General features: G+C 54.9%; 14 protein-coding genes. 5 read left to right on the top strand and 9 right to left on the bottom strand.

The genetic code is table 11. The features are described 5' to 3' along the window. Window positions 1–61 precede the first annotated feature (61 nt). The 3 genes from HWQ14_RS05455 to fdhD all read right to left on the bottom strand — a co-directional run bounded on the left by HWQ14_RS05455 (window position 62) and on the right by fdhD (window position 2,330). Entirely contained in the window at window positions 62–760 is a 699-nt protein-coding gene (locus HWQ14_RS05455) for a DUF1120 domain-containing protein (RefSeq protein ID WP_176609168.1), read from the bottom strand. 406 nt (window positions 761–1,166) lie between these two features. Next, window positions 1,167–1,379 (bottom strand): DUF1471 domain-containing protein, encoded by a 213-nt coding sequence (locus HWQ14_RS05450; protein ID WP_015569916.1) that lies wholly within the window; start codon window positions 1,377–1,379, stop codon window positions 1,167–1,169. 114 nt (window positions 1,380–1,493) lie between these two features. Beyond that, on the bottom strand, window positions 1,494–2,330 hold the full coding sequence (fdhD, locus tag HWQ14_RS05445) for a formate dehydrogenase accessory sulfurtransferase FdhD (RefSeq protein WP_148422526.1): 837 nt from the start codon (window positions 2,328–2,330) through the stop codon (window positions 1,494–1,496). A gap of 382 nt (window positions 2,331–2,712) precedes the next feature. Here fdhD and fdnG point away from each other — a divergent pair, with 382 nt between their 5' ends. Genes fdnG through fdhE form a run of 4 tightly spaced genes read left to right on the top strand, consistent with a single transcriptional unit; the run spans window position 2,713 to window position 8,236 of the window. After that, window positions 2,713–5,763 carry a formate dehydrogenase-N subunit alpha gene (gene fdnG, locus HWQ14_RS05440; protein WP_148422527.1) on the top strand — a complete coding sequence of 1,017 codons (3,051 nt, stop codon included), beginning with the start codon at window positions 2,713–2,715 and terminating at the stop codon, window positions 5,761–5,763. Window positions 5,764–5,775: 12 nt separating this feature from the next. Further along, the gene (gene fdxH, locus HWQ14_RS05435) at window positions 5,776–6,678 is read left to right on the top strand and encodes a formate dehydrogenase subunit beta (protein ID WP_003861960.1); all 903 of its coding nucleotides are present in this window, start codon (window positions 5,776–5,778) and stop codon (window positions 6,676–6,678) included. Next, entirely contained in the window at window positions 6,675–7,310 is a 636-nt protein-coding gene (gene fdoI / locus HWQ14_RS05430) for a formate dehydrogenase cytochrome b556 subunit (RefSeq protein WP_015569914.1), read from the top strand. The genes fdxH and fdoI overlap by 4 nt, the downstream gene beginning before the upstream one ends. After that, window positions 7,307–8,236 carry a formate dehydrogenase accessory protein FdhE gene (gene fdhE / locus HWQ14_RS05425; protein WP_022652077.1) on the top strand — a complete coding sequence of 310 codons (930 nt, stop codon included), beginning with the start codon at window positions 7,307–7,309 and terminating at the stop codon, window positions 8,234–8,236. The genes fdoI and fdhE overlap by 4 nt, the downstream gene beginning before the upstream one ends. 41 nt (window positions 8,237–8,277) lie before the next feature. Here the strand turns inward: fdhE and nadS are convergent, their stop codons facing one another. After that, window positions 8,278–8,568, bottom strand: a complete 291-nt coding sequence (nadS, locus tag HWQ14_RS05420) for a NadS family protein (RefSeq protein ID WP_148422528.1) — start codon at window positions 8,566–8,568, stop codon at window positions 8,278–8,280. After that, window positions 8,569–8,880 (bottom strand): type II toxin-antitoxin system RelE/ParE family toxin, encoded by a 312-nt coding sequence (locus HWQ14_RS05415; RefSeq protein ID WP_176609167.1) that lies wholly within the window; start codon window positions 8,878–8,880, stop codon window positions 8,569–8,571. 229 nt (window positions 8,881–9,109) lie between these two features. Here HWQ14_RS05415 and HWQ14_RS05410 point away from each other — a divergent pair, with 229 nt between their 5' ends. After that, on the top strand, window positions 9,110–10,027 hold the full coding sequence (locus HWQ14_RS05410; RefSeq protein ID WP_176609166.1) for an alpha/beta hydrolase: 918 nt from the start codon (window positions 9,110–9,112) through the stop codon (window positions 10,025–10,027). An 11-nt stretch (window positions 10,028–10,038) separates the two neighbouring features. On the opposite strand, the gene fabY is transcribed toward HWQ14_RS05410, so the two are convergent. Genes fabY through yihX form a run of 4 tightly spaced genes read right to left on the bottom strand, consistent with a single transcriptional unit; the run spans window position 10,039 to window position 12,933 of the window. After that, window positions 10,039–10,980 (bottom strand): fatty acid biosynthesis protein FabY, encoded by a 942-nt coding sequence (fabY, locus tag HWQ14_RS05405; protein WP_176609165.1) that lies wholly within the window; start codon window positions 10,978–10,980, stop codon window positions 10,039–10,041. A gap of 44 nt (window positions 10,981–11,024) precedes the next feature. Beyond that, window positions 11,025–11,462: a D-aminoacyl-tRNA deacylase gene (gene dtd / locus HWQ14_RS05400; protein ID WP_148422532.1), complete on the bottom strand. Its 438-nt coding sequence runs from the start codon at window positions 11,460–11,462 to the stop codon at window positions 11,025–11,027. After that, window positions 11,459–12,340, bottom strand: a complete 882-nt coding sequence (locus HWQ14_RS05395; RefSeq protein ID WP_176609164.1) for a virulence factor BrkB family protein — start codon at window positions 12,338–12,340, stop codon at window positions 11,459–11,461. The genes dtd and HWQ14_RS05395 overlap by 4 nt, the downstream gene beginning before the upstream one ends. Continuing rightward, a complete protein-coding gene (yihX, locus tag HWQ14_RS05390; RefSeq protein WP_148422534.1) occupies window positions 12,334–12,933 on the bottom strand; it encodes a glucose-1-phosphatase in 600 nt (199 codons plus the stop codon). The genes HWQ14_RS05395 and yihX overlap by 7 nt, the downstream gene beginning before the upstream one ends. Between the last annotated feature and the right edge of the window lie 32 nt (window positions 12,934–12,965).

The raw sequence follows: 12,965 nt of genomic DNA, 5'->3' as shown, positions 1-12,965 counted from the left end.
TAATATTGATGGAGACTGCTCCCCCAATCAGAGGAGCAGTGAATTATCAGCAGTGCGATAATCAGAGGTAAACCAGCTCTACGTTGGTTAAACCGTCCAGCGTCACTTCATCCGTAACGTTTAAATCGTTGGTTGGGTTAATTGTGGCGCTTACAGCAACTTTGAAGTTGATCTTACTTTGAGCAGAAAGCTCGGTACCCGATCTCTCCGTACTAAATCCATATATTTCAGAGTTATTGCTGGTAATCTGCAAATAGTCGATACCTTTAGTGCCCCAGGTTTTACCAGCATCTACGCTCGCCATTGGGTAAAGCGATTCGCCAGTATCGTTGGTGTTAACACCTTGCGTGCGGGATAACGCTAATGCATAGGCACCAATTTTTTTATCGTTATACAATCCCAGGCCAAACATATAAAATGGTGAACCCGAAAAATTACTATTAATTTTGACACTTTCTGTAGGAGAAGAGTCGTCACGCGCATCGGTAAACTTCACCGCAACACGCGTGGCCTCTTCACAGGTAATGGTAACGGGAATTTCTTTAATGTCCGCCAGCGGGGTCATGCTGGTCGAATTGAGAGATGCCGCCTTCATGGTACCAAAGTCAGCAATACCGCCGCCGCTTGGGAAGGCTGGGGTACAGGATGACGGAAGAATTTTACCTGTTACTTTAATATCAATGCTTTGTGCAGCCATGGCCGTATTAACCGACATCGCTAACGCTGTGGCCAGCACTCCTTTTTTGATAAGCGCGTTCATTCAATTTCCTTATTAAGGTGAAGTACAAATAAAGCCAAATACAAACATTTGACCAAAGGGTTAGAAAATCAATATTAATTGCAGGAAAATACCAGCATCAATAACCCCTATCAATTATCTGCTTCATCTTTAGGATTAACGCCTGAGGAATTCCTTAATTATTAAGATCAAACATTTAAAAAACGAATATAACAAGCAAGAAAATTGCTTCGGGTGAGAAAAAGCATAGATTTAAATAATATTATCGCCAACCCGGTTAGAAATATTATTTTAGAGGTTTATTTAACGACGAAGGATAAACAGAGGAGACAATAAAGCGGAAATAAGGAGGGGTAAAGCCTTTGGCAGCAATATTTAATTTACACCTGTCCCCGCTCCGAAGAGCGAGGGACAGTGGCAATACGGCTTATTTGTTCAGTTCAGCGGTCATGTGCACGCGGTTACCGGTGAACGCCTGGGTAATTTTGTAGGATGACGCGCCCGCTTCCTGAGCCTGTGCGGCGATTTTCGCTTCTGCACCATCCAGCGTGGAGGCGGAAGCGGTGACGGTCTGTGCAGCGAAAGAACCGAATGAAGCAGCCAGAGCGATTACAGCGACAAAAGTTTTGATGCTTTTCATGATTTAAACCCTTTCGTTAAGTTGTTTAGGTAAGGCACCGTGCCTTGATGAGATAAATATTAGTCCTCATCCCGTTCAACTGATAGCGGAAGGATTTGCTATTATCATTCAAAATTACTGATTAACTATTAACCGCTGTGGATGGGTATAAATCGTCGCCCTTCCCGGCTTGCAGAAACCCACCAGCGTCAGGTTGCAGCGCTCCGCCACTTCCACCGCCAGCGTGGTTGCCGCCGACACCGCAAACAGGATCTCTACCCCGCACATCGCGGACTTTTGCACCATCTCATAGCTGGCGCGGCTGGAAACCAGTGCCGCGCCCTGCTGCCAGAGCGTGCTTTCCCGTGCGCGGCGGCCTAACAGCTTATCCAGCGCCACGTGACGGCCCACATCTTCATGTCCGCCTGCAATATCCCCGGACGGCAAAACCCACGCCGCCGCGTGCGTACAGCCGCTGAGCTGGCCGACAGGCTGCACGTCGTTCAGGTGCCCGAGCGCCCGGTCAAGATGCGCCAGATTAAACGTCTGGGTAAACGGCAGCGGGACAATGGGCTTGCCGATATCGTTAAGCTGTTCAACGCCGCACACGCCGCAGCCGGTTCGTCCGGCCAGCGCGCGGCGGCGCGCTTTCAACCCCATAAAGCGACGGCTGGAGAGCTCAATTTGCACTTCAAGACCGTTGCAGGCCTGCACGACGTCCATGCCGTAGATCTCCTGCGGATGCGCAATGATGCCTTCCGAGAGGGAAAAACCAATGGCGAACAGCTCAAGATCTTTCGGCGAGGCCATCATCACCACGTGCGAAATACCGTTGTACACCAGGGCAACGGGAACTTCTTCCGCCAGAAAATCCGGCGTGGCATGCGAAATGTGGGGCGGTCTGTGCACCGACAGTTCCACGATGCCCGCAGGCAGTGGCGACGCGTGGGTAGCACGGTTTTGTTTAGACACAACGGTATTCCTGAACAACCACGGAAGTGAGCCTGCTATTGCAGCATAAATCACAGGCGATACGCATAGTATGGATCAACTTTTCAGCAGCCATCTTCGACAAGTTTACCTACTCACTTGGGAGCGGTGCAACCTGCCCCCTGCTACACCCCTTTAACATGCAGGGTTAATATTGTGATTGATATCACATTTTATAATCAATGGAGTGATAATACGTTCACTTTGTTTTAACGCCGTTGGAACAGGCGTACCGACATTGTGGTATTCTGGGCATATCCCTCGGAGACATGAGGGATTAACGCAAATTTTTCTCCTTTGCGGTCCATTCTCAACCGCGAAGTAAAAACTCCATATATAAGCAATGTCGAACAAGGAGTGACCCATGCAGGTCAGCAGAAGGCAGTTCTTTAAGATCTGCGCTGGCGGTATGGCAGGCACCACGGCGGCGGCACTGGGCTTTGCGCCCGGCGTAGCGCTGGCGGAAACGCGGCAGTACAAACTGCTGCGTACCCGCGAAACCCGTAACACCTGTACGTACTGCTCCGTCGGCTGTGGGCTGTTGATGTATAGCCTCGGCGACGGTGCGAAAAACGCCAAAGCATCTATCTTCCATATCGAAGGCGACCCGGATCACCCGGTCAACCGCGGCGCGCTGTGCCCGAAAGGGGCCGGTCTGGTGGACTTTATCCACTCCGAAAGCCGCCTCAAATTCCCGGAATACCGCGCGCCTGGCTCCGACAAGTGGCAGCAAATTAGCTGGGAAGAGGCGTTTGACCGCATCGCAAAACACATTAAAGAAGACCGCGATGCCAACTTTATTGAGAAAAACGCCGACGGCGTCACGGTTAACCGCTGGCTCTCCACCGGGATGCTGTGTGCTTCAGCGTCCAGTAACGAAACCGGCTATTTAACCCAGAAATTCACGCGCGCACTCGGCATGCTCGCGGTCGACAACCAGGCGCGTGTCTGACACGGACCAACGGTAGCAAGTCTTGCTCCAACATTTGGTCGCGGTGCGATGACCAACCACTGGGTCGACATCAAGAACGCCAACCTTATCGTGGTGATGGGCGGTAACGCCGCTGAAGCGCACCCTGTCGGGTTCCGCTGGGCGATGGAAGCCAAAATCCACAACGGTGCGAAGCTGATTGTGATCGATCCCCGCTTTACGCGTACGGCGTCAGTGGCGGATTTCTACACCCCTATTCGTTCAGGTACTGACATCACTTTCCTGTCAGGCGTATTGCTGTACCTGATGACCAACGAAAAATACAACCGCGAATACACCGAAGCCTATACCAACGCCAGCCTGATCGTGCGCGAGGATTACCACTTCGAAGATGGTCTGTTCAGCGGATATGACGCCGAAAAACGCAGATACGACAAAACCAGCTGGAACTACGAGCTGGACGAAAACGGCTTTGCGAAGCGCGACACCACCCTGCAACACCCGCGCTGCGTGTGGAACCTGCTGAAAGAGCACGTTTCCCGCTATACGCCGGACGTTGTGGAAAACATCTGCGGAACGCCGAAGGCGGACTTCCTGAAGGTCTGCGAGCTGATTGCGGAAACCAGCGCGAAGGATAAAACCGCGTCGTTCCTGTACGCGCTCGGCTGGACGCAGCACTCCATCGGCGCGCAGAACATCCGCACCATGGCGATGGTTCAGCTGCTGCTCGGCAACATGGGGATGGCAGGCGGCGGCGTGAACGCCCTGCGCGGCCACTCCAACATTCAGGGTCTGACCGACCTCGGCCTGCTGTCGCAAAGCCTGACGGGTTACATGAACCTGCCAAGCGAGAAACAGACCGACCTGCAAACCTACCTGACGGCCAGCACGCCAAAACCGCTGCTCGAAGGCCAGGTGAACTACTGGGGCAACTATCCGAAGTTCTTCGTCTCGCTAATGAAAGCCTTCTACGGCGACAAGGCGACGGCGGAAAACAGCTGGGGCTTTGACTGGCTGCCGAAGTGGGACAAAGGTTACGACGTACTCCAGTACTTCGAGATGATGCACCAGGGCCAGGTCAACGGCTACATCTGCCAGGGCTTCAACCCTGTGGCGTCGTTCCCGAACAAGAACAAGGTTGTCGAGTCTCTGTCGAAGCTGAAGTTCCTGGTGACCATTGACCCGCTCAATACCGAAACCTCGACCTTCTGGCAGAACCACGGTGAATCGAACGACGTCGATCCGTCGAAAATTCAGACCGAAGTGTTCCGTCTGCCGTCCACCTGCTTCGCGGAAGAGAACGGTTCTATCGTCAACTCCGGCCGCTGGCTGCAGTGGCACTGGAAAGGCGCGGACGCCCCGGGCATCGCCATGAACGACGGCGAGATCCTGGCCGGTATCTTCTTACGCCTGCGTAAGATGTACGCGGCTGAAGGCGGCGCGAACCCTGAACCGGTTCTGAACATGACCTGGAACTACTCGACGCCAGAAAACCCAGCGCCGGAAGAAGTGGCGATGGAGAGCAACGGTAAGGCGCTGGCGGACGTTATCGACCCAGCTACCGGTGCGGTTCTGGCGAAGAAAGGCGATCAGCTCAGCACCTTCGCGCACCTGCGCGATGACGGTACCACCTCAAGCGGCTGCTGGATTTTTGCCGGTAGCTGGACGCCGAAAGGCAACCAGATGGCCAACCGCGACAATGCCGACCCGTCGGGTCTGGGCAATACGCTCGGCTGGGCATGGGCGTGGCCGCTGAACCGCCGCATCCTCTATAACCGCGCATCCGCTGACCCGCAGGGCAACCCGTGGGATCCGAAGCGTCAGCTGCTGAAGTGGGACGGCGCGAAATGGGGCGGCGTGGATATTCCGGACTACAGCACTGCCGCACCGGGCAGCGATGTCGGGCCGTTTATCATGCAGCCTGAAGGGATGGGCCGTCTTTTTGCTATCGACAAGATGGCGGAAGGGCCGTTCCCGGAACACTACGAGCCGTTTGAAACGCCGCTGGGCACTAACCCGCTGCACCCGAACGTGGTCTCTAACCCGGCAGCCCGTATCTTCAAGGGCGACTTTGAAGCGCTGGGTAAAAAGGACAAGTTCCCGTACGTGGGTACTACCTACCGTCTGACCGAGCACTTCCACTACTGGACCAAGCACGCGCTGCTTAACGCCATCGCGCAGCCGGAACAGTTTGTGGAGATCGGCGAGAAGCTGGCGAACAAGCTCGGCATTGCCCATGGCGATACCGTGAAGGTCTCCTCCAACCGTGGCTACATCAAAGCCAAGGCGGTGGTGACCAAGCGTATTCGCACGCTGAACGTTCACGGTCAGCAGGTGGATACCATCGGTATTCCGATCCACTGGGGCTATGAGGGCGTGGCGAAGAAAGGGTTCATTGCGAACACCCTGACGCCGTTCGTCGGCGATGCGAACACGCAGACGCCGGAGTTTAAGGCCTTCCTCGTGAACGTGGAAAAGGTGTAACGGAGACGACTTATGGCTTATCAATCTCAGGATATTATCCGTCGTTCCGCGACTAACGGTTTCACGCCCGCGCCTCAGGCGCGGGACCATCAGCAGGAAGTGGCGAAGCTTATCGACGTAACCACCTGTATCGGCTGTAAAGCCTGTCAGGTGGCCTGTTCGGAGTGGAACGACATCCGTGACGAAGTGGGTCACAACGTCGGGGTGTACGACAACCCGGCGGACCTGACCGCCAAGTCCTGGACGGTAATGCGCTTCTCGGAAGTGGAGCAGAACGACAAACTGGAATGGCTTATCCGCAAAGACGGCTGTATGCACTGTGCGGATCCGGGCTGCCTGAAGGCGTGTCCGTCAGAAGGGGCTATCATTCAGTATGCCAACGGTATCGTCGACTTCCAGTCCGAGCAGTGCATTGGCTGCGGCTACTGCATCGCGGGCTGTCCGTTCGACGTGCCGCGCATGAACCCGGAAGACAACCGCGTCTACAAATGTACGCTGTGCGTTGACCGCGTAAACGTCGGCCAGGAGCCAGCGTGCGTGAAGACCTGCCCGACGGGCGCTATCCACTTTGGCTCCAAAGAGGATATGAAGACGCTGGCGGCCGAGCGCGTGGGCGAGCTGAAAACCCGTGGTTACGATAACGCTGGCCTGTACGATCCGGCCGGGGTTGGCGGCACGCACGTGATGTACGTGCTGCACCACGCCGACAAGCCGAATCTGTATCACGGCCTGCCGGAGAATCCGGAAATCAGCGCCACCGTGAAGTTCTGGAAAGGCATCTGGAAACCGCTGGCAGCGGTCGGTTTTGCTGCCACCTTCGCAGCGAGCATCTTCCACTACGTCGGTGTTGGTCCGAACCGCGCGGAAGAGGAAGACGATAACCTGCATGAAGAGAAAGACGAGGTGCGCAAATGAGAAAACGTGACACCATCGTGCGCTACACCGCGCCGGAACGTATCAACCACTGGGTCACCGCCTTCTGCTTCATGCTGGCGGCGATAAGCGGGCTGGGGTTCTTCTTCCCGTCCTTTAACTGGCTGATGCAGATACTGGGTACGCCGCAGCTGGCGCGCATCCTTCACCCGTTCGTGGGTGTGGTGATGTTTGCCTCGTTTATCATCATGTTTTTCCGCTACTGGCACCATAACCTAATCAATCGGGATGATATCTTTTGGGCGAAGAATATTCGTAAGATCGTCGTCAACGAGGAAGTAGGTGATACCGGGCGCTATAACTTCGGCCAGAAATGCGTATTCTGGGCGGCGATTATCTTCCTGGTCCTGTTGCTGGTGAGCGGCGTGATCATCTGGCGTCCGTATTTTGCGCCTGCTTTCTCAATCCCGGTGATCCGATTTGCGCTGATGCTGCATTCATTTGCCGCAGTAGCGTTAATTGTGGTTATCATGGTGCATATTTACGCCGCCCTTTGGGTGAAAGGCACCATTACCGCGATGGTGGAAGGATGGGTAACCAAAACGTGGGCGAAGAAACATCACCCGCGCTGGTACCGTGAAGTCCGCCAGAAACAGGAAAAGTCATCTGAATGAGTATTCGCATAATCCCGCAAGATGAGCTGGGGTCGAGCGAGAAACGTACGGCGGAGTATATTCCGCCGTTGTTATTCCCCAGACTCAAGAACCTCTACAACCGCCGCGCAGAGCGCCTGCGCGAGCTGGCAGAGAACAACCCGCTGGGCGATTTTCTGCGTTTTGCCGCGCTGGTAGCCCATGCGCAGGAAGTGGTGCTGTACGACCACCCGCTGCAAATGGACCTCACCGCACGCATCAAAGAAGCCAACGAGCAGGGCAAGCCGCCGCTGGACATTCACGTCCTGCCGCGCGACAAGCACTGGCATAAGCTGCTGCATTCGCTGATTGCCGAGCTGAAGCCCGAGATGAGCGGCACGGCGCTGGCGGTCATTGAGAACCTGGAAAAAGCCTCCGATCAGGAGCTGGAAGAGATGGCGAGCGCGCTGTTCGCGTCCGACTTCTCGCTGGTGAGCAGCGATAAAGCGCCGTTCATCTGGGCTGCGCTGTCGCTCTACTGGGCGCAAATGGCGAGCCTGATCCCGGGTAAAGCCCGCGCCGAATACGGCGAAGCGCGCCAGTTCTGTCCGGTGTGTGGCTCAATGCCTGTTTCCAGCATGGTACAGATCGGCACCACTCAGGGGCTGCGCTATCTGCACTGCAACCTGTGTGAAACCGAGTGGCACGTGGTGCGCGTGAAGTGCAGCAACTGCGAGCAGACTCGCGATCTGAACTACTGGTCGCTGGAAAATGAAGACGCGGCGGTGAAGGCCGAAAGCTGCGGCGACTGCGGGACCTACCTGAAGATTCTGTATCAGGAAAAAGACCCGAAAGTCGAAGCGGTGGCCGACGATCTCGCCTCGTTGATTCTGGACGCCAAAATGGAGCAGGAGGGCTTTGCCCGTAGCTCTATCAACCCGTTCCTGTTCCCGGGTGAAGGGGAGTAATCTCCACCAAAGCCCGGTGAGCCTCTGTGCAGCCGGGCTAATTACTGCGATAGCGCAGGGATGACATGTTGAGGGTCGTTAGCTATGGCGCGCAACAGTGCTTTAGCCGGCCCTGTTGGCGAGCGTCTGCCTTGCTCCCAGTTACGCAACGTATCAACGCTGACCGAGATTAAGTTCGCGAATTTACTCTGCGACAATCCGGACGCCTGGCGAATTTCTTTGATTTTCATCGCATCGATTTGAAAGGTGCGCGACGGCGCACGTTGGCCTCCGGCAATCTCGTTCATTTGCGCAATGCTATGGGTTAATCGCTCAAATAGCGCCTTATCCATTTACCACCTCTCAATCATCTTTTTCAGAATGGCTTTCTCCCCCGCGGACAGGTCATCTTTGATCCCTTTGCGGTAGATAAGCAGCAGCCTGATTTCAAACTCGCGCGTACGGTGAAAATAAATAACCCTTACTCCACCACGCTTTCCCCGGCCCCCTGAAAGCCAGCGAATCTTTCGCAGGCCTCCCGTATTCTGGATCAGATCGCCATAATCAGGTTGCGTTGCCAGAAAAACCTGAAGCTTATGGTATTCGTCGTCATCCAGTAACGTTTTGACGTCTTCTGTGAAGATATCCGTTTCAATGAATAGCATAAAATATACGCCATTGGCTTAGAGTAACACATCTCCAATGTACGTCAATGACGTACCCCTGTGAGAAATACGTTATTGAGATTTCGGTAACTTATCCATTGAATTCAATGAATGAAGCAGGATTTTGCGAGCCTTTTTCCAGATCTCAGTTTTCACCCACGTTGATTGTTTTCTTCCGAATTAATACAGGTTATAAGACTGTGTATGCATACAGCTAAAGGACATAACCATGGCTCTGGAAAAGGGTATTGATAAGCTTGTACTGGGATTTATTGCAGCAGGGCGGCCTTCATCGCGAAAGCAGAGTATTGATGACCGGAGAGCCGGGTATGTAGCCAGTACGGCGCTGGCCGGGAAGACAGAAACGCGCGTTCAGGTTGAAACGTTTGTTCTTGAGGAGATGACCTTTAGGATCTTTTCGCCTCTCAATGCTCCTGAAACGTTACCTTCTGCCCTCTACTATCATGGCGGTTGTTTTGTTAGCGGTGGGTTTGAAACCCATGATAATCAGCTTCGTCAGCTGGCGTTTTACGGTAACTGCCGGGTCATTGCGGTTCAGTACAGACTCGCACCCGAACATACGTTCCCCGCTGCGCATGACGACGCAGAAAGAGCGGCGGATCTAGTCTGGCAAAACGCAGAGAAATTAGGCGTGGATAATAACCGGATTACGCTTTGTGGAGACAGTGCGGGAGGCCATCTTGCGCTGGTAACCGCGCTTCGGCTCAAGGCCAAAGGTCTCTGGGAGCCGGCGCAGCTCATTCTTATCTACCCCATGCTCGACGCCACGGCCAGCTTTGAAAGCTATACCCTCAACGGCATGGATTATGTGATTACGCGCGATACCCTTCTGAGTGGCTATGAAATGTATCTGGCTGGAGCCGATCGTCAGCATCCTGAAATCAGCCCCCTGTGGCGGGAAGACTTTAGCGGTCTGCCGCAGGTTCACATTATTACCGCTGAGTATGATCCGCTATGCGATGAAGGTGAGGCGCTTTTTCAGCGCCTCACGAAGCAGGGAGTTAAGTGTACCGCTCAGCGATGGCTGGGTGTTATTCATGGCTTCATTCAGCTTGGCGGGGTTAGCCAGTCAGCGCGAGATGTTTTACGGGATATCGCCTGGCGAATTAATCAAGCCAGACGCTAGCAAAGAGGAGATTACTCCTCCTCGTTTCCGCCCTCTTCATACGCGCCATACGGCTTAGCGGGAAGCACGATATAGGTGCCTTCAAACACCGCGCCCGGGGTTTCATCCCCGAACAGCTCGACCTGCATCTGCACGCGTGCCTTACGGCCGCGCGCCAGACGGTCGAGATCGCCACCCAGCGCGCCCAGGTCAGCCACCGCGCTCGGCTTGCCGCTGATCGGCGCGCTGTAGCGGATATGGGCATCGGCGAGAATAATAGTGCCGCCCAGATGACGCTCGCGCAGCATGAGCCATATCAGCCCCCATCCGGTGAGCGTGGCCAGCGAAAACAGGCTGCCGGCAAAAAGGGTATGGTGCGGATTCTGGTTGCCGGTTTCCGGCATGGTGGTGATGAATTTTTGCCCGGTATATTGCTGAATGCGCACGCCCATTTTTTCACTGAGCGGGATGTGTTGATACCAGGCCTGCTGGAGCTGCCCGCACCAGTCGGCGCGATGGAGAATGTCATCGAGCGTGGCGATGGGTTTGATCATTAAGAAGTGACGGATCGGCGTGGTTTGCGGGGCGGCGATTTCCCCCTGATTCACAAAACCGAGCTTAGCAAAGAACTCGACGGCATCTTCGCGGGCGCTACAGGTCACGCGCTTCACCCCTTCCTGACGGGCGACGGATTCCAGCGTCATCGCCATCAGCGTGCCGAGGCCTTTGTCCTGAACGGAGGGGTGAACGGCCATAAAGCGAATAGAGGCTTCGTTGTCGGCGTTGATATACAGACGCCCCACGGCGACGAGGTTACCCTCTTCATCAACCACCATCTGGTGATGCGCCATTGCATCCCAGGCGTCGCGTTCAGATCCTTTCGGTTGATGTAATGGCTTGCGCAGCATTTCCCAGCGGAAATGGTAATAAGCGTCTAATTCTTCTTCCGTTTGCGGTACTCGAAGGTGATACATAGCTGTACTCTCTCTTGTTACCCGCGGCCAGGCCGCCAGTTGGCTCATACCTGGAGCCAGAACGTGACGGGGCCATCGTTTACCAGCGATACCTGCATATCCGCAGCGAATCGTCCGGTTTGTGTAGGCATTTCCTGTTGGCGACAGCGCTCAACAAAATATTCGTAAAGGGCTTCTGCGCGATCCGGGGCCGCGCCTTTTGAGAAACTCGGGCGCATGCCGCGTTCGGTATCGGCGGCCAGCGTAAACTGGGAGACCACCAGCACGCTGCCGCCAGCCTGCTGGACGTTCAGGTTCATCTTGCCCTCCGCATCGCTGAAAATGCGGTAGCCCAGCACGCGCTCGCACAGGCGGTTGGCTTTTTGCTCGTCGTCATCCTTTTCGACACCCAGGAGCACCAAAAGTCCTGGGCCGATTTCACCCGTCACCTCATCCGCCACGGTGACGCTGGCACGGGTTACGCGCTGAATTAATGCAATCATGGTTGGTCTGCTTCTTGTTGTTTTTCAGCTTCTGCTGCTTTTTTGAGTTCCCGGTAGACCCCGAGAGTGACAGTTATTTCCGCACCAAGCAAGACGATACACCACGTCCAGTAGACCCAGACAAACAAAATGGGGATCACCGCCAGCACGCCGTAAATCAGCTGATAGGAGGGGAACATGGTGATATAAAGCGCGAATCCTTTCTTGCCCAGCTCAAAGAGCAACGCCGCCACCAGCGCGCCGATAACCGCGTCCCGGTTGGGTACGCGGATAGTCGGCACTACGCTGTAAAGCAGCCAGAACGAGAGCCACGACAGGATCAGCGGGAAGATGCGCAGCACGTTATCAATCACGCTGTTTAAATCGCTCGCCCAGCGCAGCGAAAGAAGATAGGAGCTGATGGCCAGGCTTGCCCCCGCCAGCAACGGGCCGAGGGTTAAAATCATCCAGTAGACGGCAAAGGAATACACCTTCGGCCGGACTTTTTTACTCCGCCAGATGGCGTTGAGCGCGCTGTCGATGGAGTACATCAGCAGCAGCGCGGTGACGATAAGCCCGCACGCCCCCACCGCCGTCATCTTGCTGGAGTTAGCCACAAACTGTTCTATGTAGTTCTGGATAACGTCGCCGGTGGCAGGAATAAAGTTCGCGAAAACGAAGTGGCGAAGCTGCATGCTCACATCGGCAAACATCGGAAACGCGGAAAAAAGCGCAAAAACCACCGCCACCAGCGGCACCAGCGAGAGCAACGACACGTAGGCGAGATTGCCCGCCAGCGTGGTCATGTTGTCCTCATCGATGCGGTGCCAGAGGAGCTTCAGCCACGCCCTCAGCGGGCGCGTGTGGTGGTTGGCTTTTTGATGAACGGTTTTTAGCATAACTGCTTCGCAAAGTAGTTCGGTATCGTCTCTTTTCCGGTCACCAGAATTGAGGTGATACCTGTCTGGTTAGCTCCCTCTATATTATCGACGTTGTCGTCGAAAAAGACCGCATCCGCCGCCGTGAATCCTTCCTCCTGCAACACCGCCTGATAGATCCGCGCCTCCGGTTTACGCATCCCCATCTCCTGGGAGAGATACACTTTATCTGCCGCCGCGTGGATTTCCGGGTATTCATCCGGCCAGAAGGTGGTATGCAGACGGTTAGTATTCGACAGCACAACGACGCGATGCCCCTGCGCGCGAAGCTTGTGCATGATGTCGATCACTTCCGGGCGGATCGCGACAAATACCGCCTGCCAGCCGTGGGAAAACTGCTCGTAGCTCAACGAGAGCCCCATCTCCTGACAGAAACGTTCAGCGAACGCTTCGTCGCTAATTTCACCGCGCTCGTGCAGGTGGAAAGTCTCGCCCATCGCGAAATTCTGCTTTAACGTCGCCAGCGGAACACGGCTAAAATCGCTCCATGCGCCCAGCACCCGGTTAAAATCGATATCGACGATTACATTTCCTAAGTCAAAGATATAAAGCATGTTTATCTCCTTTCGCCGTGGAAAACTAACTG

The sequence above is a fragment of the Enterobacter cloacae genome (assembly GCF_013375935.1).
GTDB classification, from domain to species: Bacteria; Pseudomonadota; Gammaproteobacteria; order Enterobacterales; family Enterobacteriaceae; genus Enterobacter; species Enterobacter pasteurii.
This window is presented reverse-complemented; position numbering and strand designations above follow the sequence as displayed.